The sequence below is a fragment of the Streptococcus sp. GP0011 genome (assembly GCF_030546305.1).
Classification (GTDB): domain Bacteria; phylum Bacillota; class Bacilli; order Lactobacillales; family Streptococcaceae; genus Streptococcus.
On the sequence record NZ_JAUONR010000003.1, the window covers coordinates 252,418 to 274,222 of the forward strand.

The window sequence follows — 21,805 nt, forward strand, 5'->3', positions numbered from 1 at the left end:
TGATAGATAGTGACAAAAGAGGTATCAAGTATGAAGGAAAAAGACATTCAAAGAGCAACAAGCCAGATTGTAGAAGATGTGTTAGAAAAGGCTAATTTGAAGCAAGGAGCTATCTTTGTTTTGGGCCTTTCTTCTAGTGAGGTGATAGGTGGTCAGATTGGCAAGGAATCCAGTCAAGAAATTGGGGAAATCATTGTGAAAACCATTCTAGATATCCTAGAGGGAAAAGGGATTCATCTAGCTGTTCAAGGTTGTGAACATGTCAATCGAGCCCTCGTCGTTGAACGTCAGGTGGCAGAGCAGCTTGGTCTTGAAATCGTCAGTGTCCTTCCTACACTTCATGCAGGAGGTTCCGGTCAGTTGGCAGCCTTCAAGTTTATGCGGGATCCAGTTGAGGTTGAATTTATCAAGGCCCATGCTGGATTGGATATCGGAGATACTGCGATTGGCATGCATGTCAAGCATGTTCAGGTTCCGATTCGCCCTCTTTTGAGAGAAATTGGGCATGCCCATGTAACGGCTCTTGCAAGTCGCCCAAAACTCATTGGAGGTGCGCGTGCGCAGTATCCACAAGATTCTATCAGAAAGTCGTGAACTTATTCTGTAGTAACAGAAGAAAAGTAAAAGACAGAGGAAAAATGGTATAGATACCAGGACTTCCTCTGTTCTTTTTTTGTTGAATTTTTGTGTAAAGTGCTCCAAATAAGATCAGTTTTTACAAGAAGAAGGGGAGCTATCTGATGGAGAATTGCCAAAAGTAGAAAAAGTAAAGTAGAGAAGATTTTTCGTTATAGAAATCAGTAAACAAAGCTGGATTTAGATGTTCTAGGTCGACTTTTTTGTGCTATACTTAAGATATGCATAGAAAAACAGTGATTGATTTTAGGGCTTTGGGGGAGAGATACACCTTCACTCAGCCTATCAAAGAGTTAAAAACGAGAGATTTAGCAGAAGTGGCAGACCTGCTGGCACAAGTGGAAAGCTACCAAGAGCAAGGCTATTATGTGGTGGGCTATGTCAGTTACGAGGCTGCACCTGCATTTGAGGAGAAATTAGCAGTTTATAAAGCTCCTTTACTGGCAGAGTATCTGTTATATTTTACAGTTCATGACAGGGTAGAAACATCGCCTATTCCTCTGACTTATGAGGAAGTAGATCTGCCTTCAAAGTGGCAGGAAGAAACATCTGCGACAGACTATGAAAAGGCTATTGCCCAGATTCACCATCATTTGCGTCAGGGAGACACCTATCAGGTCAACTACACTGTCCAACTCAAGCAAGAACTAAGTTCCAATCCTTTTGCCACTTACAATCGTATGGTGGTAGAGCAGGAGGCGGGCTACAATGCCTATGTGGAACATGACGAGATGACAGTGATTTCCATGAGTCCAGAGCTCTTTTTTGAGCAAAATGACCGGGAATTAACGACTCGCCCAATGAAGGGAACAACCCAGCGCGGGTTGACCGACCAAGAAGATTTAGAACAGGCTAGTTGGTTGGAGCAGGATCCTAAAAATCGCTCTGAAAATATGATGATTGTGGACCTCTTGCGCAACGATATGAACCGTATTTCTGAGGTGGGGAGTGAGCATGTGGAGCGTCTGTGTCAAGTGGAGCAGTATTCGACCGTTTGGCAGATGACTTCAACCATCAAGAGTCAGTTACGACCGGATGTTGAGCTAGTTGAAATCTTCCGTTCGCTCTTTCCATGTGGTTCCATAACGGGAGCACCGAAAATTGCGACCATGGAAATCATCAAGAACTTGGAGCCTCAACCCAGAGGAGTTTACTGCGGAACGATTGGTCTCTTGCTTCCAAATGGACGACGGATTTTCAATGTCGCCATTCGGACCATTCAACTGCATCAAGGGCAAGCCATCTATGGGGTTGGCGGAGGGATTACCTGGGATAGTACTTGGGAATCTGAATACCGAGAGGTTCATCAAAAGGCGGCCGTTCTCTATCGTAAACAAGCACGTTTCCAATTGATTACAACTGGGAAAATCAGCCAAAAACAACTGCTTTTTGAAGATCAACATCTGGAAAGATTGACAAAAGCGAGTCGTTATTTTGCCTTTCCTTTTGATCCAAAAAAACTGAGACAAAAGATAGAGGAAGAGTGTCAAGTTTGTGATGATAATCAAGACTACCGCTTGCGAATTATTACCAGCAAGTCTGGAGAGATGGAACTCAGTCGCCAAATCTTAAGCCCCCTTAGTCCAAGCTTCTGCAAAGCAAAACTTTGTCTGCAAGAAGCTGATTTGCAGCAAGCATTTACCTACTTCAAAACCACTCACAGACCACATTTAAGCCTAGGTAAACAGGAAAGCATTTACCATAATGCAGCAGGAGAGCTATTGGAAACGTCTATCGGGAATCTAGTTCTGAAAATCGCTGGAAAACTCTACACACCGCCTATCAGACTTGGAATTTTGCCAGGAATTTATCGTCAGCATTTGCTGGAAAGAGGACTGGTAGAGGAAAAAGTCTTGACTTTAAAAGACCTAGCTCAGGCGGAGGCTATCTATGGCTGTAACGCAGTCAGAGGTTTGTATGAGTTGGAAGTGAATTCTAAATAAACTTTATAAATCAAAAAATATAATGTATATATTGAATTGTTGAATTAAGTTTGATAAAATAAAAAGAAAACGATGTCATTTTATAGGAGGAAATGATGAAAAAAACAATTTTGCTGAAAGTGATTCTTACTGTTTTTCCAATTTTAGGTTTGTTTGCTCAACCGGTTAGTGCAGAAGAAAATATTCATTTTTCTAGTTGTAAAGAAGCATGGGAAAATGGTTATTCTGATATCCATAGAGGAGAGCCTGGATATTCTTCAAGACTAGACAAAGATGGTGATGGGATAGCTTGTGAACGTGCAAATGCACCTCGGGGAGTCTTTAAACCACGCCAGTCTAGTCCACAGAATAGAGTTTCTTCTAGTGGATGGGTTAAGCAGGATAGATATTGGTATTATTATTCTGACAATGGTAATCTAGTAACCAATTCTTGGAAAGGAGATTACTATCTCAAATCAGATGGAACAATGGCTCAGAGTGAGTGGATATATGACTCATATTACAAGGGATGGTATTATCTCAAATCGGATGGTTCGTATGCACGAAACACATGGATAGGAAGTTACTACCTTAAAGCAAACGGAAAGATGGCTCAAAGTGAATGGATTTATGATTCATCATACCAAGCTTGGTATTATTTGAAATCAGATGGATCCTATGCCCAAAATGCTTGGCAAGGCGCTTTTTATCTCAAAGCGAACGGTAAAATGGCACAAGGTGAGTGGATATATGACTCTTCTTATCAATCTTGGTACTACTTGAAATCAGATGGTTCATACGCTCGTAATACTTGGCAAGGAAATTACTATTTGAAATCAGATGGTAAAATGGCAAAGAATGAGCGAGTTGATGGTGGCAGATACTACGTAGATGGTTCTGGTCTTTGGAAACCATAAATCAGAATAATTTCTAGGAAGTTAATGCAAACCTTTGCACAAAATGGACGATTTTGTTATACTATATCTGTAAGCATTTTCAATTAAAAAGGAGAAGACGATGAGTCAAAAGATTATTGGGATTGACCTTGGTGGTACATCTGTCAAGTTCGCAATTTTAACTCAAGAGGGAGAAATCCAAGAAAAATGGTCTATCAAGACCAACATTTTGGATGAAGGAAGCCATATTGTAGATGATATGATTGAGTCTATTCAGCATCGTTTGGACTTGCTTGGATTGTCAGCCACAGACTTCCGAGGGATTGGGATGGGATCACCTGGTGTGGTTGACCGTGAAAAAGGAACTGTTATCGGTGCCTACAACCTAAACTGGAAAACCCTTCAACCGATTAAAGAAAAGATTGAAAAAGCCTTGGGGATTCCATTCTTTATCGATAATGATGCCAACGTAGCTGCTCTTGGTGAGCGTTGGATGGGTGCTGGTGAAAACCAACCAGACGTTGTCTTTATGACACTTGGTACAGGTGTTGGTGGCGGTATCGTGGCTGAAGGCAAATTGCTCCACGGTGTTGCTGGTGCTGCTGGTGAGCTTGGTCATATCACTGTTGACTTTGACCAACCAATCGCATGTACCTGTGGTAAAAAAGGCTGTCTTGAGACAGTTGCTTCCGCAACAGGGATTGTCAACTTGACTCGTCGTTATGCAGATGAATACGAAGGCGATGCAGCCTTGAAACGCTTGATTGATGACGGTGAAGAAGTAACTGCTAAAACTGTCTTTGACCTTGCAAAAGAAGGGGATGACCTTGCCTTGATCGTTTACCGAAACTTCTCACGTTACTTGGGAATCGCTTGTGCTAATATCGGCTCAATCCTAAACCCATCAACAATCGTTATCGGTGGTGGAGTATCAGCTGCGGGAGAATTCCTTCTCCAAGGTGTTCAAAAAGTCTACGATGAAAATACCTTCCCACAAGTACGCACAACAACTAAACTAGCTCTTGCAACTCTAGGAAATGACGCTGGAGTTATCGGAGCAGCATCACTTGTATTGCAATAAGATCATAAAAGGAGAAAAACACTACTTTAAAGCCAGTGATTTTCCTCCTTTCTTTTTTTATGCTATACTAGTTAGGACAATAAATGAGGTGAGAGTAAATGACAAAAGCAGATACGATTTTTAAAGAAAATATTGAACGAATCCTCAAAAACGGTGTCTTTTCTGAGCAGGCTCGTCCCAAGTACAAGGATGGGACTGTTGCCAACTCCAAGTACGTAACGGGTGCCTTTGCGGAGTATGATTTGTCTAAAGGGGAATTCCCCATCACGACCTTGCGTCCCATTGCGATCAAATCTGCCATCAAGGAAGTGCTCTGGATTTACCAAGACCAGTCTAATAGCCTAGAAGTGCTTAATAACAAGTACAATGTTCACTACTGGAATGACTGGGAAGTGGGAGAAACGGGGACCATCGGTGAGCGCTATGGGGCAGTTGTTAAGAAACACGATATCATCAACAAGATTCTCAAGCAGTTAGAAGCCAACCCTTGGAACCGCCGCAATATCATCTCGCTCTGGGATTACCAAGCTTTTGAGGAGACAGATGGTCTTCTTCCATGCGCCTTTCAGACCATGTTTGATGTCCGTCGGGTTGATGGGGAAATCTATCTGGATGCGACTTTGACCCAGCGTTCGAATGACATGCTGGTGGCTCACCACATTAACGCTATGCAGTACGTAGCTCTTCAAATGATGATTGCTAAACACTTTGGCTGGAAGGTTGGGAAGTTTTTCTATTTTATCAACAACCTTCATATCTACAATAATCAATTTGAACAAGCTCAGGAATTGCTTCGTCGTGAGCCGTCAAACTGCCAACCACGCTTGGTTTTAAATGTTCCTGATGGGACCAATTTCTTTGATATCAAAGCGGAGGACTTTGAGTTAGTTGACTATGATCCGGTTAAGCCACAACTGAAGTTTGATTTGGCTATTTAATACTCTTCGAAAATCTCTTCAAACCACGTCAGCGTCGCATTACCGTAGGTATGGTGACTGACTTCGTCAGTTCTATCCACAACCTCAAAGCAGTGCTTTGAGCAACCTGCGGCTAGCTTCCTAGTTTGCTCTTTGATTTTCATTGACTATAAAAGAAAATAAAAAGAAGTTGAGATTTCTCAACTTCTTTTGTTGCTTAATGTGATACGCGACGGCGAGCTGCTTTTTTACGGTTTTCTTCGATGAAAGCTGCTTTTTGCTCTTCTGGCTCAATCACTTTCTTTTTAATTGCGTATACTGCACCTGCAACGGCAGCGACAGTTCCTGCGACACCTGTTACAAGACCTTTAGCGAATCCTTTAGCCATGAGTCTTCCTCCTTTATCTTTCCGATCAGCCAGGCTCCTTAAGTGGTAGCATTTTTCTGACTTAACTTTTTGTGATATAATAATAGTAACGAAAAAATGGAAATTTTTCAAGGAAAAAAGATGAAAACAAAAATAATTGTGATTGTTGGACCGACTGCTGTTGGGAAAACAGCCCTTGCTATTGAAGTAGCTAAGCGCTTTGGTGGAGAGGTGGTCAGCGGTGACAGTCAGCAAGTATACAGAAGGCTAGATATTGGGACGGCCAAGGCTAGCCCAGAGGAGCAAGCAGCTGTTCCTCATCATTTGATTGATGTCAGAGAGGTGACCGAGTCTTACTCGGCTTTTGATTTTGTTTCAGAAGCTAAGAAGGCTATTGAGAATATTCATAACCGTGGTAAGCTTGCTATTATCGCGGGTGGTACAGGGCTTTATATCCAGAGCTTGCTGGAAGGATACCATCTAGGTGGAGAAACACCTCATGAGGAGATTTTAGCTTATCGGGCTAGCTTGGAGCCTTATTCAGATGAGGAATTAGCCCATCTCGTGGAGCAAGCAGGTCTTGAAATTCCCCAGTTTAACCGTCGTCGTGCTATGCGTGCCTTGGAGATTGCCCATTTTGGTCAGGATTTGGAAAATCAAGAGACTTTGTATGAACCTCTGATTATCTGCTTAGATGATGAGCGTAGTCAGCTTTATGAACGTATCAACAACCGAGTGGATCTAATGTTTGAGGCTGGGCTTTTGGATGAGGCCAAGTGGCTTTTTGACCATTACCCTGATGCGCAGGCAGCCAAAGGAATTGGCTACAAGGAACTATTTCCATATTTCCGTGGGGAGCAGACTTTAGAGGAAGCTAGTGAGAGTCTCAAACAGGCTACCCGTCGTTTTGCCAAGCGTCAGTTGACCTGGTTCCGTAATCGCATGCAGGTGACCTTTTATCAGATAGGAGAGTCTGGCGTGAAGGAGCGTATTCTAAGCCAGATTGAGGAGTTTTTAAATGATTGAAACGGAGAAAAAAGAAGAACGGGTCCTGCTAATTGGTGTTGAACTGCAGGGCATGGATAATTTTGACCTGTCCATGGAAGAGTTGGCCAGTCTGGCTAAGACTGCTGGAGCAGTCGTTGTAGATAGCTACAGGCAAAAACGTGAAAAGTATGACTCCAAGACTTTTGTCGGATCTGGTAAGTTGGAAGAAATTGTGCTCATGGTGGATGCTGAGGAAATTACTACTGTCATTGTCAACAACCGTCTGACACCACGGCAAAATGTCAATCTAGAGGAAGTTCTGGGTGTCAAGGTCATTGACCGTATGCAGTTGATTTTGGATATCTTTGCTATGCGGGCTCGAAGCCATGAAGGGAAACTCCAAGTCCACCTAGCCCAGCTCAAATATCTCTTGCCTCGCTTGGTTGGTCAAGGAATCATGCTCAGCCGTCAGGCAGGGGGAATTGGTTCCCGTGGTCCAGGTGAGAGTCAGTTGGAACTGAACCGTCGTAGTGTTCGCAATCAAATCACAGATATCGAACGCCAGCTCAAGGTGGTAGAGAAAAATCGGGCGACAGTCAGAGAAAAACGCTTGGAGTCAAGCACCTTTAAGATTGGCTTGATTGGCTACACCAATGCTGGGAAATCAACTATCATGAACAGCTTAACCAGTAAGACCCAGTACGAAGCAGACGAGCTGTTTGCGACCCTGGATGCGACGACAAAGAGTATCCATCTTGGGGGCAATCTTCAGGTTACCTTGACTGATACGGTTGGTTTTATCCAGGATTTGCCAACTGAATTGGTGTCCAGTTTCAAGTCAACTTTGGAAGAAAGCAAGCATGTGGATCTTTTGGTTCATGTCATCGATGCCAGCAATCCTTATCACGAGGAGCATGAAAAAACGGTTCTGTCTATCATGAAAGACTTGGATATGGAGGATATTCCTCGCTTGACTCTTTACAATAAAGCGGATTTGGTGGAGGATTTTACGCCTACTCAAACGCCGTATGCCCTCATTTCTGCCAAGTCTGAGGATAGTCGTGAGCAGTTGCAGGCTTTATTTTTAGAAAAAATCAAGGAGATTTTTGAAGCCTTTACTCTACGGGTGCCTTTTTCTAAGTCCTACAAGATTCATGATTTGGAAAGTGTAGCGATTCTTGAAGATCGTGACTACCAAGATGATGGAGAAGTGATTACAGGCTACATTTCCGAGAAAAACAAATGGAGGTTAGAGGAATTTTATGACTGATATTAAAACCTTGGCTCTAAAGTATGGGGGTTATACAAGTTTGGATAAGGTCTATCTGGATCAACTTCTAGCTGGCAAAACAGAGCAAGAGCAGTTGGCTCTCATCACACCTCCTCCGAGTGTAGTCAATGCCTACTTTGCTGAACTCTACCAGAAAAAGAGTCCTGAAGCTGCGACGGATTATTTTTTAGAAGTCAGTCATGAACTGAATCTCTACAATGCTGATCCAAGTTTCACCTTTGAAAATAAGCCTTTTATTCGTCTTAATTTATCTGGCAAATCTTTTGGATTTTGCTATGAGAGTGAGGGCTTGGGGCGAATTTTCTCTGAAAATGAAGAGGAAATCTCGGATGACTTACTTTTTGAGATTGCGCAAATTTTCCCCCATCAACTAGTCTTTGAGGAGTCTGGAAAGATTTACATGAAGCCTGTCGGAGATGAAGAAGTTGTTAGTGTGAAGAATCTCACAGCTTTGACTGATTTAGAAAGTTTAGCAGATGGTCGCAAGCGTCTCAAAGGCTACAGCCAAGAGGATTTACTGCAAGAAGCTGTTGCTTTTTCTGGCAGTCGCTATTTCCGATCGGAAAATCGCACAGCTATGTTATATATTGATTAATTAGAAAGTATCGAATGGATATTCAATTTTTAGGAACAGGGGCCGGTCAGCCCTCTAAAGCCCGCAACGTTTCAAGTCTCGCCCTGAAACTCTTGGATGAGATTAACGAAGTTTGGCTCTTTGACTGTGGAGAAGGAACGCAAAATCGCATTCTGGAAACCACGATTCGACCACGGAAGGTCAGCAAAATCTTTATCACCCACCTGCATGGAGACCACATCTTTGGATTGCCAGGATTTCTCTCTAGCCGTGCTTTTCAGGCCAATGAAGAGCAGACAGATTTGGACATCTATGGACCGCAAGGAATCAAGTCATTTGTCTTAACCAGCCTTCGTGTGTCAGGCTCTCGTCTGCCTTACCGCATTCATTTTCATGAGTTTGACCAAGATTCTCTAGGGAAAATCTTTGAGACCGATAAATTCACTGTGTATGCAGAGGAGCTGGACCACACTATTTTCTGCGTTGGTTATCGTGTCATGCAAAAGGATCTAGAAGGGACCTTGGATGCTGAAAAACTTAAGGCTGCTGGTGTTCCATTTGGTCCGCTTTTTGGAAAGATCAAAAACGGCCAGGACGTTGTTCTCGAAGATGGAACTGAAATCAAGGCAGCAGACTATATCTCAGCTCCCCGTCCAGGTAAGATTATCACCATTCTGGGTGACACCCGTAAAACCAATGCTAGTGTGCGTTTAGCTGTCAATGCCGATGTCCTTGTCCATGAGTCGACTTATGGCAAGGGAGATGAAAAAATTGCTCGCAATCACGGTCACTCAACCAATATGCAGGCAGCACAAGTAGCAGCAGAAGCCAGTGCTAAGCGCCTCTTGCTCAACCATATCAGTGCCCGCTTCCTATCAAAGGATATTAGTCAGCTTAAGAAAGATGCAGCTAGTATTTTTGAGAATGTCCATGTCGTCAAAGACTTGGAAGAGGTTGAGTTATAATGTTACAGTTCGTTGAGAGGGAATTAAGATGACTGTTGAAAATCGTTTATTGGATAAAGCGGATTGGTATTTTGAGAATGCCTTAACCAACTACTTGCACAGCTATTCATTACAAAAAGAAGAGTTAACTCAAAAAGATTATCGGGAGATTTATCGTTGGGCTGCGAATCATATCGGTTTTTTCGTTACTTGGCTCATCCTGCATGATGCAAAAGAATTGATGTTTCCTGATGAAGAAACGGTATTCCAAAGTGTAAAAAACGAGCAAACTTTGGGTGTTGATTATCTTTTAGACTGGTGCGATGGTAAACTGGGAACAATGGATATTACAAAGGATTTTCAGGCTTTTGTAAATGACTATTATGAACATCAGTATATGGATGATTATTCCGAATTTGTAGTCAATGACTTATATGACTTGCCTTTAGAATTTTTAGGTAGCTGGGAGGATTATCATCTGTTTGCTCCTGTCATTGATCAAGCCTATGCTCATTATTTAGCTGGAAAAAGATTTCATTAAATTGATCAAAACTTTGAAAGGAATAGAGATGCGTACCATCATCATCACTGGGGCAAGCGGTGGCTTAGCCCAAGAAATGGTCAAACTTTTGCCAGATGACCAACTGATTCTGCTAGGTAGAAATAAGGAGAAACTAGGACAACTCTATGGAAACCATCCCCATGTGGAATTGATTGAAATCGACATTACCGATGACTTAGCCCTAGAAACTCTAGTAGCTGACCTCTATCTCCGTTATGGCAAGATTGATGTCTTGATTAACAATGCTGGCTATGGAATTTTTGAAGAATTTGACAATATTTCTGATCAAGACATTCACCAGATGTTCGAGGTCAATACCTTTGCTCTGATGAATCTGTCTCGTCGCCTTGCGGAGCGCATGAAGGAAGGTCGAAAAGGCCATATCATCAATATTGTCAGCATGGCAGGCTTGATTGCAACAGCTAAGTCTAGTCTATACTCAGCGACCAAGTTTGCGGCTATTGGTTTTTCCAACGCTCTACGCCTCGAACTCACGCCCTATGGTGTCTATCTAACGACGGTTAATCCAGGACCGATTCGTACTGCCTTTTTTGACCAGGCAGACCCAGATGGAAGTTACCTCAAGTCTGTTGACCGCTTTCTCTTAGAACCAGATGCTGTCGCTAGAAAGATTGTCAAAATCATAGGAAAAAACAAACGGGAACTCAATCTTCCTTTTTTGCTCAATTTAGCTCACAAATTTTATAGCCTCTTTCCCAAGCTAGCCGATAAGTTGGCAGGGGAGACTTTTAATTATAAGTAAAAAAAGTTCCTTACAAAAGGAACTTTTTTATGATATTTTACTGAGTGACAAGAAATGTTTGTTTTTTGTTCTAAATCTACATTCACATTTTTTGAATCTTCTACAAATTTTAGAAAAAACAATCAAAAATATGATTTTTTGTGTTTAGGGTATTGAAATTTCCTATATTATTTTATAAAATAAAGGTAAAAGGCTATGAAAAAGTAATGCGCTTACAAAGAAATGGAAGCGGTTACTAAAGGAGGATTTTATGGAAAAAGGCTTTTGGAATCGTAAACGAGTCTACAGCATTCGTAAGTTTGCCGTAGGAGCTTGCTCTGTCATGATTGGAACCTGTGCGGTTCTATTTGGAGGAAGTGTCATTGGAGAATCACCAGTTTTCGCGGATGAAACTCCTATAACCCACACTGTGGAACAAGCAAAAGAGGAAAGTCCGGCAGTGGAGGAAAAAGAAAATCAAGCTGTAGCAGAGCACAAGGATGCTGCAAGTGTCGACCAAAGTCAAGCTGCTCCAATTGAAGCAAGCAAAGCCGAGAAGAAAGAAGAGGAACCTGTAGCTCCAAAAGAGGAGAAAGCGTCTCTAAAACCTGAAGAAACAGCTCCAAAGGTAGAATCTCAAGCTTCAAGTCAAGAAAAACCTGTTAAGGAAGATTTGAAAGCTGCGACAAATGAAGAAGTAAATCAAATGATTGAAGACAGAAAAGTGAATTTTAATCAAAATTGGCACTTTAAACTCAATGCAAACTCTAAAGAAGCTGTAAAACCAGATGCAGATGTTTCGTCATGGCAAAAATTGGATCTCCCACACGACTGGAGTATCTTTAACGATTTTGACCATCAGTCACCTGCCCAAAACGAGGGTGGACAGCTCAATGGTGGTGAAGCTTGGTATCGCAAGACCTTTAAACTTGATGAAAAAGATCTCAAGAAAAATGTTCGTGTGACCTTTGATGGTGTCTACATGGACTCTCAAGTCTATGTCAATGGTCAGTTAGTGGGGCATTATCCAAATGGTTATAACCAGTTCTCATACGATATCACAAAATATCTTCACAAAGATGGTCGTGAGAATGTGATTGCTGTCCATGCGGTTAACAAACAGCCAAGTAGCCGTTGGTACTCAGGTAGTGGTATCTACCGTGATGTGACCTTGCAAATGACAGATAAAGTTCATGTTGAGAAAAATGGAACAACCATCTTAACACCAAAACTAGAACAACAGCAACATGGCAAGGTTGAAACGCATGTGACCAGCAAAATCGTTAATACAGACGATAAAGACCATGAACTGGTGGCAGAGTATCAAATCGTTGAACGTGGTGGTCAGGCTGTAACGGGTTTGGTTCGTACAGCGAGTCGTACCTTGAAAGCACATGAATCAACAAGTCTTGATGCTATTTTAGAAGTTGAACAACCAAAACTCTGGACAGTTTTAAATGACAAACCAGCCTTGTACGAATTGATTACGCGTGTTTACCGTGATGGTCAATTGGTGGATGCTAAGAAGGATCTGTTTGGTTACCGTTACTATCATTGGACTCCAAATGAAGGCTTCTCTTTGAATGGCGAACGCATTAAATTCCATGGCGTTTCCTTGCACCATGACCACGGAGCGCTTGGAGCAGAAGAAAACTATAAGGCAGAATATCGTCGTCTCAAACAAATGAAGGAGATGGGCGTTAACGCCATCCGTACAACTCATAACCCTGCAAGTCCACAGACCTTGCAAATCGCAGCAGAACTTGGTTTGCTGGTTCAGGAAGAGGCCTTTGATACGTGGTATGGTGGTAAGAAACCTTATGACTACGGACGTTTCTTTGAAAAAGACGCTACTCACCCAGAAGCTAGAAAAGGTGAAAAATGGTCTGACTACGATCTTCGTACCATGGTTGAAAGAGATAAAAATAACCCAGCTGTCTTCATGTGGTCTATCGGGAATGAAATTGGTGAAGCCAATGGTAATGCTCACTCTCTTGCAACGGTTAAACGCTTAGTAAAAGTGATTAAAGATGTTGATACTACACGTTATGTTACCATGGGAGCAGATAAGTTCCGCTTTGGTGATGGTAGCGGTGATCATGAGAAAATTGCTAATGAACTGGATGCAGTTGGTTTCAACTACTCAGAAGACAACTACAAGAAACTTCGTGCGAAACATCCAAACTGGTTGATTTATGGTTCAGAAACATCTTCAGCTACCCGTACACGTGGAAGTTACTATCGCCCTGAACAGGAATTGAAACATAGTAACGGACCTGAGCGTCATTACGAACAGTCTGACTATGGTAATGACCGAGTTGGCTGGGGTAAAACGGCAACAGATTCATGGACGTTTGATCGTGACAACGCTGGCTATGCTGGACAGTTTATCTGGACAGGTACGGACTATATCGGTGAACCTACACCATGGCACAACCAAAACCAAACTCCCGTTAAGAGCTCTTACTTTGGTATCGTAGATACAGCGGGTATTCCAAAACATGACTTCTACCTCTACCAAAGCCAATGGGTTTCTGTCAAGAAGAAACCAATGGTTCACCTTCTTCCTCACTGGAACTGGGAGAATAGAGACTTGGCCTCTAAAGTAGAAGATGCACAAGGAAAGATTCCAGTTCGCGCTTACTCTAATGCTGCAAGTGTTGAATTGTTCTTGAACGGTCAATCTCTCGGTGTTAAAAAGTTCAACAAAAAACAAACTAGTGATGGTCGTACCTACCAAGAAGGTGCCAATGCTAAGGAACTCTATCTTGAGTGGAAGGTTGCTTACCAACCAGGTACCTTAGAAGCAGTAGCTCGTGATGAAGCTGGTAAAGAAATTGCACGTGACAAGATTACCACTGCAGGTCAACCTGCAGGTGTTCGTCTCATCAAGGAAGAACACGCAATCGCTGCAGATGGAAAAGACTTGACTTACATCTACTATGAAATCGTAGACAGCCAAGGAAATGTGGTACCAACTGCCAATAATTTGGTTCGTTTCCAATTGCATGGACAAGGTCAACTGGTTGGTGTTGATAATGGGGAACAAGCCAGCCGTGAACGCTACAAGGCACAACCTGATGGTTCTTGGATCCGCAGAGCCTTTAACGGTAAAGGGGTTGCCATTGTTAAATCAACTGAGCAAGCAGGTAAATTCACCCTTACTGCCCACTCTGATCTCTTGAAATCGGACCAAGTCACTGTCTTTACAGGTAAGAAAGAAGGACAAGAAAAAACTGTTTTAGGTACAGAAGTACCAAAAGTACGTACTGTTATTGAGAAAGAGCCAAAAATGCCGAAGACAGTCGGTTTTATCTACAGTGATGGCAGTCGTGAAAAACGTCCAGTCACTTGGTCTTCAGTTGATGTGAGCCAAGCAGGAGTTGTGACTGTTAAAGGTATGGCAGACGGACGCGAAGTTGAGGCCCGTGTCGAAATTCTAGCAATCGCAAATGAGCTTCCAACTGTTAAGCGTGTTGCTCCAGGAACAGACTTGAGCGCTGTTGATAAATACGTTTCTATTGCTGTTACGGATGGAAGCGTACAAGAATACGAAGTTGATAAGTGGGAGATTTCGGAAGCAGATAAAGCTAAACTGTCAGTTGCAGGATCACGTATTCAAATGACTGGCCAACTAGGAGGAGAAACCATTCATGCTACTCTTGTGGTAGAAGAAGGCAATCCTGTGGCACCTGCAGTACCAACTGTAACGGTTGGTGGCGAATCTGTCACTGGTCTTACTACTCAAAATCCAATGCAATATCGAACTCTTGCTTACGGTGCATCCTTGCCAGAAGTTGTAGCAAGTGCTGAAAATGCGGATGTTACTGTAGTCCAAGCAAGTGCAGCAAACGGCATGCGTGCAAGCATCTATGTTCAACCAAAAGATGGTGGACCTCTTCAAACCTATGCAATTCAATTCCTTGAAGAAGCACCGAAAATTGACCACTTGAGCCTACAAGTGGAGCAAGCTGACGGTCTTAAAGAAGACCAAACAGTGAAATTGTCTGTACTCGCTCACTATCAAGACGGAACACAAGCAGTTTTACCAGCTGATAAAGTAAACTTCTCTACAAGTGGTGAAGGGGAAGTCGCAGTTCGTAAAGGAATGCTTGAGTTACATAGGCCAGGAACAGTCACTCTCAAAGCAGAATATGAGGGGGCTAGAGGTCAAATCGATCTCACGATCCAAGCCAACACAGAGAAGAAGATTGCGCAATCTATTCGTCCAGTGAACGTAGTAACAGACTTGCATCAAGAACCAAGCCTTCCAGCAACAGTAACAGTTGAGTATGACAAAGGTTTCCCTAAAGCCCACAAAGTCACATGGCAAGCCATTCCAAAAGAAAAACTCGACTCCTATCAAACCTTTGAAGTTCTAGGTAAAGTTGAAGGTATTGACCTTGAGGCGCGTGCAAAAGTCTCTGTAGAAGGCATCGTTTCAGTTGAAGAAGTCAGTGTGACGACACCAATCGCAGAAGCACCACAATTACCAGAAAGTGTTCGTACCTACGATTCAAATGGTCACGTTTCATCAGCTAAAGTTACATGGGATACGATTCGTCCAGAGCAATACGCCAAGGAAGGTGTCTTTACAGTTAATGGTCGCCTAGAAGGTACGCAATTAACAACTAAACTTCATGTTCGCGTATCTGCTCAAACTGAGAAGGGGGCAAATATTTCTGACCAATGGACCGGATCAGAATTGCCACTTGCCTTTGCTTCAGACTCAAATCCAACTGATCCTGTTTCAAATGTCAACGATAAATTGATTTCCTTTAATGACCGCCCAGCTAACCGTTGGACAAACTGGAACCGTAGTAATCCAGAAGCTTCAGTTGGTGTCCTATTCGGAGATTCAGGTATTTTGAGCAAACGTTCAGTTGATAATCTAAGTGTCGGATTCCACGAAGACCACGGAGTTGGTGTACCGAAGTCTTATGTGATTGAATATTATGTCGGTAAGACCGTTCCAACAGCCCCTAAAAACCCTAGCTTTGTAGGTGAGGAAAACCATGCCTTTAACGATCCTGCAAACTGGAAAGAGGTAAGCAATCTCAAAGCACCAGCTCAATTAAAAGCTGGAGAAATGAATCATTTCAGCTTTGATAAAGTTGAAACCTATGCGGTTCGCATTCGTATGGTTCGACTTGATAGCAAGAAAGGAACGTCTATCACAGAAGTACAAATTTTTGCGAAACAAGTCGCTGCAGCCAAACAAGGACAAACAAGAATCCAAGTTGACGGTAAAGATTTAGCAAACTTTAACCCTGATTTGACAGACTACTATCTTGAATCAGTAGATGGAAAAGTTCCTGCAGTAACAGCAAGTGTTAGCAACAATGGTCTCGCTACCGTCGTTCCAAGCGTTCGTGAAGGTGAGCCAGTTCGTGTTATCGCAAAGGCTGAAAATGGCGACATCCTAGGAGAATACCGTCTACACTTTACAAGCAATAAAGACTTGCTCTCTCGTAAACCAGTTGCCGCGGTCAAACAAGCTCGCTTACTACAAGTAGGGCAACTGCTTGAATTGCCAACTAAGGTTCCTGTTTACTTCACAGGTAAAGACGGTTACGAAACAAAAGACTTGGCAGTGGAATGGGAAGAAGTTCCAGCAGATAAGCTGACAAAAGCAGGTCAATTTACCGTTCGAGGCCGTGTCCTTGGTAGTGATCTTGTTGCTGAGTTCACTGTACGAGTGACAGACAAACTTGGTGAGGCCCTCTCAGACAACCCTGACTATGATGAAAATAGTAACCGCGCCTTTGCTTCAGCCACTAACGACATTGATAGAAACTCCCATGACCGTGTGGACTATCTCAATGACGGAAATCATTCAGAAAATCGTCGTTGGACAAACTGGTCTCCAACACCATCTTCTAATCCAGAAGTATCAGCAGGTGTAATCTTCCGTGAAAATGGTAAGATTGTAGAACGGACTGTAGCACAAGCCAAACTTCACTTCTTTGCAGATAGTGGTACAGATGCACCATCTAAACTCGTTTTGGAACGCTATATTGGCCCAGAGTTTGAAGTGCCTACCTACTATTCAAACTACCAAGCCTACGATGCAGCTCATCCATTTAACAATCCAGAAAATTGGGAAGCTGTTCCTTATCGTGCGGATAAAGACATCGCAGCTGGTGATGAAATCAACGTAACATTTAAAGCTGTCAAAGCCAAAGCCATGAGATGGCGTATGGAGCGTAAAGCAGACAAGAGCGGTGTTGCGATGATTGAGATGACCTTCCTTGCACCGAGTGAATTGCCTCAAGAAAGTACCCAATCAAAAATTCTTGTGGATGGAAAAGAGCTTCCTGACTTCGCTGAAGATCGTCAAGACTACCAAATCACCTATAAAGGTCAACGTCCAAAAGTCTCAGTCGAAGAAAGTAATCAAGTAGCTTCAACAGTTGTAGATAGCGGAGACGATAGCCTTCCAGTACTTGTTCGCCTTGTTTCAGAAAGTGGGAAACAAGTCAAGGAATACCGTATCCAGTTGACTAAGGAAAAACCAGTTTCTGAGAAGACTGTTGCTGCTGTACAAGAAGAACTTCCAAAACTCGAATTTGTTGAAAAAGATTTGGCTTACAAGACAGTTGAGAAAAAGGATTCAACGCTGTATCTAGGAGAAACTCGTGTAGAACAAGAAGGAAAAGTTGGTAAGGAACGGATCTTCACAGCGGTTAATCCTAGTGGAAGTAAGGAAGAAAAACTCCGCGAAGTGGTAGAGGCACCGACAGACCGCATCGTCTTGGTTGGAACTAAACCAGGAACCTCCCTTCCAGAAGATGAAGTGAAGAACCTAGTCCTTAACAGACCCGAACTTATAGTCGAAGAAGAAACCATCGATTTCAAGGTTCAGGAGCGTAAGTCTGATAAGTTGTACCTAGGAGAAACTCGTGTCCTACAAGAAGGTCAAAAAGGTATTCGTCTTCACTTGATTGAAGTGGAAAATGGAAAACGTCAGCTTAAAGAAACTTACGATAAAGTCGCTGCTCAAGATCGTATAGTAGAAGTTGGCACTAAACCAGGAACTTCTCTTCCAGAAGATGAAGTGAAGAACCTAGTCCTTAACAGACCAGAACTTGTAATCGAAGAAGAAACAATTGATTTCAAGGTTCAGGAACAAAAGAATGATAAGCTTCCAGCGGGTCAAACTCGTGTTCTCCAAGAAGGTCAAAAAGGTATCCGTGTTCACTTAATCGAAGTTGAAAATGGCAAGCGAACTGAAAAAGAAAGCTATGATAAAGTTATAGCTCAGGATCGCATCGTAGAAGTCGGTACAGCTGGTGAAACGACCAAACCAGTACCTCAAGAAGCAACAAAACCACAAGTATCAGAAAAAGCAGATACAAAAGAAATTGCTTCAAGTAAAGCTAATCAAGATCAAAAAGAACAGTTACCAAATACAGGAAGTGCAGAAAGTCAAGCAGCCCTAGCAGCAGGCCTAGCTCTTCTTGGTTTGAGTGCAGGTCTAGTAGCCACTAAAGGCAAAAAAGAAGACTAGAATGAATCAGTATTTCTTCTAATTGTATCTCGGAAAGACCAGGGGAACCTGGTCTTTTTAATAGGCAGAAGTACTTTCTCTAGAGCAATTTAACGTTTATGAAATCAGATAACCAAAATGATAAAAACACTATCTGGTATCCAAAACGAGATGAACTTATTTTTTAAAAAATAGCGGTAAAATATACCAGATTCTGTTTTGATGATAGGAGAAGAAAAGATACAAAGCGGTTAATATACGGATGTGAAAAAGTCGATTTCAATCGGTAAGAAAAAATTGGATATTTTTTATAAAAATTTGCTTGATAGTTCTAGCCTTTTTCTTCATAGTATGATAAAATGTGGATGTAATGTGGCTAATAATTTTCGCTTGAAAAAGGAGAATGGTGATTAGTTGGGGACAATCATTTAGTTTACTATTACATTGTACAATTACAACTGAATATTATAAGAAAGGAAGATTAAATGAACAAGAAAATAAGATCTTGGATTCAGATCCTTATTCTTTGTTTGGGAGTTATTCTCCAATCATTTGCCCCTCTGACGCAAGTACATGCGACAGAGTATAATGATGTGATCACTAGTGTTGGTGTTGAAAACAGATCTGGTGAAGCTTTAACGCAAGGGTTGGATATTTGGCAAGAATTCCGTCTTACTGCAGATTTTGTTTTGCCAGATAATACGGTGCATGAAGGTGATACAACAACACTTCAATTGCCATCAGAGATTACATTTTCAAACTCTTCAGACATTGAATTACGAGATGCTTCTAACAATCTTGTAGCTACTGGTCGTTTAGATGCAGCTAGCAAAACGATTACTCTAACTTACACAAAGTTTGTTGAGAATAATTCTGGCGTTAGGGGGAAATTCTTTGTCTATGTTCGAGTTGACCATGATGTTGTTTCAGAAGAAAAAGACATTGATGTCAATATTACTGTAGGACATAGAGTTCTATTTGCAGGGAAAATCCGTTACAACGGCCCTCCAGGGAAATACGACTCTAAAATTGAAAAGAGTTCCTTCCAATACAAGGATGACGAGAAAAATGTAATCCGTTATAACATTACTGTAAACCGCAATATGGCGAACTACAGTGATGTCACTATCAAAGATGCTTTCTCTTCTCCAAATATGACCTTCCTACCAGATACTTTTCGTATTTACAAAGTAGATTGGAGTTGGAATAACGGAGACTGGAAATGGACTAATGCTCAGGATATGACCGAAACCTTTAAAAACCAACTAGTGGTAAATGCGAATGGTGATGGTTTCACCCTTCCTTTAGGAGATACTAATGGTTTTGGTTATATGATCGAGTATCGAGCTAAAGCGAATTATGATCTAGTTGATGGTGAGGAAATCACGAACGTAGCCAACATGAGCTACAATGGTAGTGAGAATGAACAATCAACAAGCACACGTACCTACCAGATTGCAGGTGGTGTTGCGGAAGGATATGTTTTCACCATTAAAATTCATAAGGTAGACGAAGCAGGCCAACCTTTGCAAGGTGCAGTTTTTGAAGTAATTCGTGATCGTAACCAAGCTGTTGTTGGACGATTGACAACAGATTCTGATGGTAACGCTAGTGTAGGCAAATTGTTGCGAGACAACTATACAATTCGTGAAGTAACTGCTCCTCTTGGCTATGACAAATTAACTGAAGATATTAAAATTTCTCCAGATGAGTTTGGCTCAGACAAATCTGTAGAACGTCGAATTGAAAATAAGAAGACACCTCCGAAGACTCCAACTGAAAAAGAAATTACTTTCAAAAAGGTGGATCCAAATGGGAAAGAAATCCCAGGTGCCGAACTTAAAATCTACAGCGGAGATCGTGTAAGACCAGAAGCTCCACCTGTAGCAGACTGGACAACAGAAGCTAATACTTCTAAAGTGATTAAATTAGCTCCTGGTACCTATACTCTAACAGAGTCCTATGCTCCAGATGGGTATCAGTATGTTGATGATGTTACCTTCACGGTCAATGCTGATGGTTCTATTACAATTGTCAAAAAAGGTACAACAGATACTGTCGTAACAACTGGTTCTGTTTTGTCAATCACTGACAAAGAGGATACAACTCCAAAGGCTATTACCTTTAGTAAGGTAAACCTTGGAGGAAATGAAATCGCTGGTGCACAGATTAAGATCTACAAGGGCGAAAAAGCTGAAGGTACAGCCATAGAAAGCTGGACTTCAACTGACCAACCTAAGCAATTGAATCTTGAACCAGGCATCTACACTTTCCATGAGGAAGCAGCCCCAACTGGTTACCTCAAAGTAACGGATATCACTTTCCAAGTTAAACCTAACGGTACTGTTGAAGTGACAAAAGTAGGTGAAAAAGATTCTAAAGGTGAAGACAATCGTGTTGTAGCCCAAAATTCAACTCTGACAGTTACTGATAAAGATGACGATGTAGCTCGTAAAATCACGTTCAGTAAAATTAGTCTTGGTGGGGTTGAAATCGCAGGAGCACAAATTAAGATCTTCAAAGGCGATAAGGCAGAAGGAACAGCCGTAGAAAGCTGGACTTCAGAAGCTGGTAAGTTTAAAGAATTGAGCTTGGCCCCAGGTACTTACACCTTCCATGAGGAAGCAGCCCCAACTGGATACCTCAAAGTAACGGATATCACTTTCAAAGTTAACTATGATGGAACAGTTAAAGTGACGAATGTTGGTACTAAGGATGCTAAAGGCGAGGACAATACTGTCGTAACCGATGGTTCAACAATCAAAGTCACTGATAAAGATGATGATCTTCCACGTAAGATTACCTTCAGTAAGGTTAGCCTTGGTGGAACAGAAATCGCTGGCGCACAAATCAAGATCTACAAGGGCGATAAGGCAGAAGGCACAGCCGTAGAAAGCTGGACTTCAGAAGCTGGTAAGTCTAAAGATCTCAACTTGGCTCCAGGTACTTATACTTTCCATGAGGAAGCCGCTCCAACCGGTTACCTCAAAGTAACCGACATCACTTTCCAAGTCAAACATGATGGCACAGTGGAAGTGACAAATGTTGGTGAGAAAGACTCTAAGGGTGAAGAAAACAAAGTTGCCACAAACGGCTCAACAGTAACTGTAACCGACAAAGACGATGACCAACCACGTAAGATTACCTTCAGCAAGGTTAGTCTTGGTGGAACAGAAATCGCGGGCGCTCAAATCAAGATCTACAAAGGCGACAAGGCAGAAGGCACAGCCGTAGAAAGCTGGACTTCAGAAGCCGGTAAGTCTAAAGACTTGAACTTGGCTCCAGGTACTTACACCTTCCATGAGGAAGCCGCTCCAACTGGTTACCTCAAAGTAACAGATATTACTTTCAAAGTGAAAACTGACGGAACAGTAGAAGTAACCAATGTCGGCGAGAA

The 21,805-nt window shown here is 42.2% G+C and carries 14 protein-coding genes; 13 read left to right on the forward strand and 1 reads right to left on the reverse strand.

Annotated elements, in window-relative coordinates:
• Window positions 1-30: 30 nt before the first annotated feature.
• The 5 genes from Q4443_RS05405 (at window position 31) to Q4443_RS05425 (ending at window position 5,473) form a co-directional block, all read left to right on the forward strand.
• Window positions 31-594: a TIGR01440 family protein gene (locus Q4443_RS05405; protein WP_049477484.1), complete on the forward strand. Its 564-nt coding sequence runs from the start codon at window positions 31-33 to the stop codon at window positions 592-594.
• Between the two features lie 263 nt (window positions 595-857).
• Window positions 858-2,579, forward strand: coding sequence for an aminodeoxychorismate synthase component I (gene pabB, locus Q4443_RS05410; protein ID WP_049478898.1), 1,722 nt, complete (start codon window positions 858-860; stop codon window positions 2,577-2,579).
• A gap of 95 nt (window positions 2,580-2,674) precedes the next feature.
• On the forward strand, window positions 2,675-3,475 hold the full coding sequence (locus Q4443_RS05415) for an excalibur calcium-binding domain-containing protein (protein WP_000751033.1): 801 nt from the start codon (window positions 2,675-2,677) through the stop codon (window positions 3,473-3,475).
• Between the two features lie 100 nt (window positions 3,476-3,575).
• The gene (locus tag Q4443_RS05420; protein WP_000078592.1) at window positions 3,576-4,535 is read left to right on the forward strand and encodes an ROK family glucokinase; all 960 of its coding nucleotides are present in this window, start codon (window positions 3,576-3,578) and stop codon (window positions 4,533-4,535) included.
• Between the two features lie 98 nt (window positions 4,536-4,633).
• The gene (locus tag Q4443_RS05425; protein ID WP_049519262.1) at window positions 4,634-5,473 is read left to right on the forward strand and encodes a thymidylate synthase; all 840 of its coding nucleotides are present in this window, start codon (window positions 4,634-4,636) and stop codon (window positions 5,471-5,473) included.
• 196 nt (window positions 5,474-5,669) lie between these two features.
• Here the strand turns inward: Q4443_RS05425 and Q4443_RS05430 are convergent, their stop codons facing one another.
• A complete protein-coding gene (locus Q4443_RS05430; RefSeq protein WP_001051782.1) occupies window positions 5,670-5,840 on the reverse strand; it encodes a DUF3042 family protein in 171 nt (56 codons plus the stop codon).
• A 120-nt stretch (window positions 5,841-5,960) separates the two neighbouring features.
• Here Q4443_RS05430 and miaA point away from each other — a divergent pair, with 120 nt between their 5' ends.
• From miaA to Q4443_RS05470, 8 genes are all read left to right on the forward strand, one after another.
• A complete protein-coding gene (miaA, locus tag Q4443_RS05435) occupies window positions 5,961-6,845 on the forward strand; it encodes a tRNA (adenosine(37)-N6)-dimethylallyltransferase MiaA (protein ID WP_000850176.1) in 885 nt (294 codons plus the stop codon).
• On the forward strand, window positions 6,838-8,076 hold the full coding sequence (gene hflX, locus Q4443_RS05440; RefSeq protein ID WP_000573178.1) for a GTPase HflX: 1,239 nt from the start codon (window positions 6,838-6,840) through the stop codon (window positions 8,074-8,076). The genes miaA and hflX overlap by 8 nt, the downstream gene beginning before the upstream one ends.
• Window positions 8,069-8,692 carry a hypothetical protein gene (locus Q4443_RS05445; protein ID WP_000129699.1) on the forward strand — a complete coding sequence of 208 codons (624 nt, stop codon included), beginning with the start codon at window positions 8,069-8,071 and terminating at the stop codon, window positions 8,690-8,692. The genes hflX and Q4443_RS05445 overlap by 8 nt, the downstream gene beginning before the upstream one ends.
• Window positions 8,693-8,706: 14 nt before the next feature.
• The gene (gene rnz / locus Q4443_RS05450) at window positions 8,707-9,636 is read left to right on the forward strand and encodes a ribonuclease Z (protein ID WP_000354317.1); all 930 of its coding nucleotides are present in this window, start codon (window positions 8,707-8,709) and stop codon (window positions 9,634-9,636) included.
• A gap of 28 nt (window positions 9,637-9,664) precedes the next feature.
• Window positions 9,665-10,156 (forward strand): hypothetical protein, encoded by a 492-nt coding sequence (locus Q4443_RS05455; RefSeq protein WP_049479826.1) that lies wholly within the window; start codon window positions 9,665-9,667, stop codon window positions 10,154-10,156.
• Window positions 10,157-10,184: 28 nt separating this feature from the next.
• A complete protein-coding gene (locus Q4443_RS05460) occupies window positions 10,185-10,940 on the forward strand; it encodes an SDR family oxidoreductase (protein ID WP_049519263.1) in 756 nt (251 codons plus the stop codon).
• Between the two features lie 250 nt (window positions 10,941-11,190).
• Entirely contained in the window at window positions 11,191-18,429 is a 7,239-nt protein-coding gene (gene bgaA, locus Q4443_RS05465) for an LPXTG-anchored adhesin/beta-galactosidase BgaA (protein ID WP_303408091.1), read from the forward strand.
• 464 nt (window positions 18,430-18,893) lie between these two features.
• Window positions 18,894-21,805: SpaA isopeptide-forming pilin-related protein (locus Q4443_RS05470; protein WP_303408092.1), on the forward strand; the 2,912-nt coding region annotated here is incomplete at its 3' end.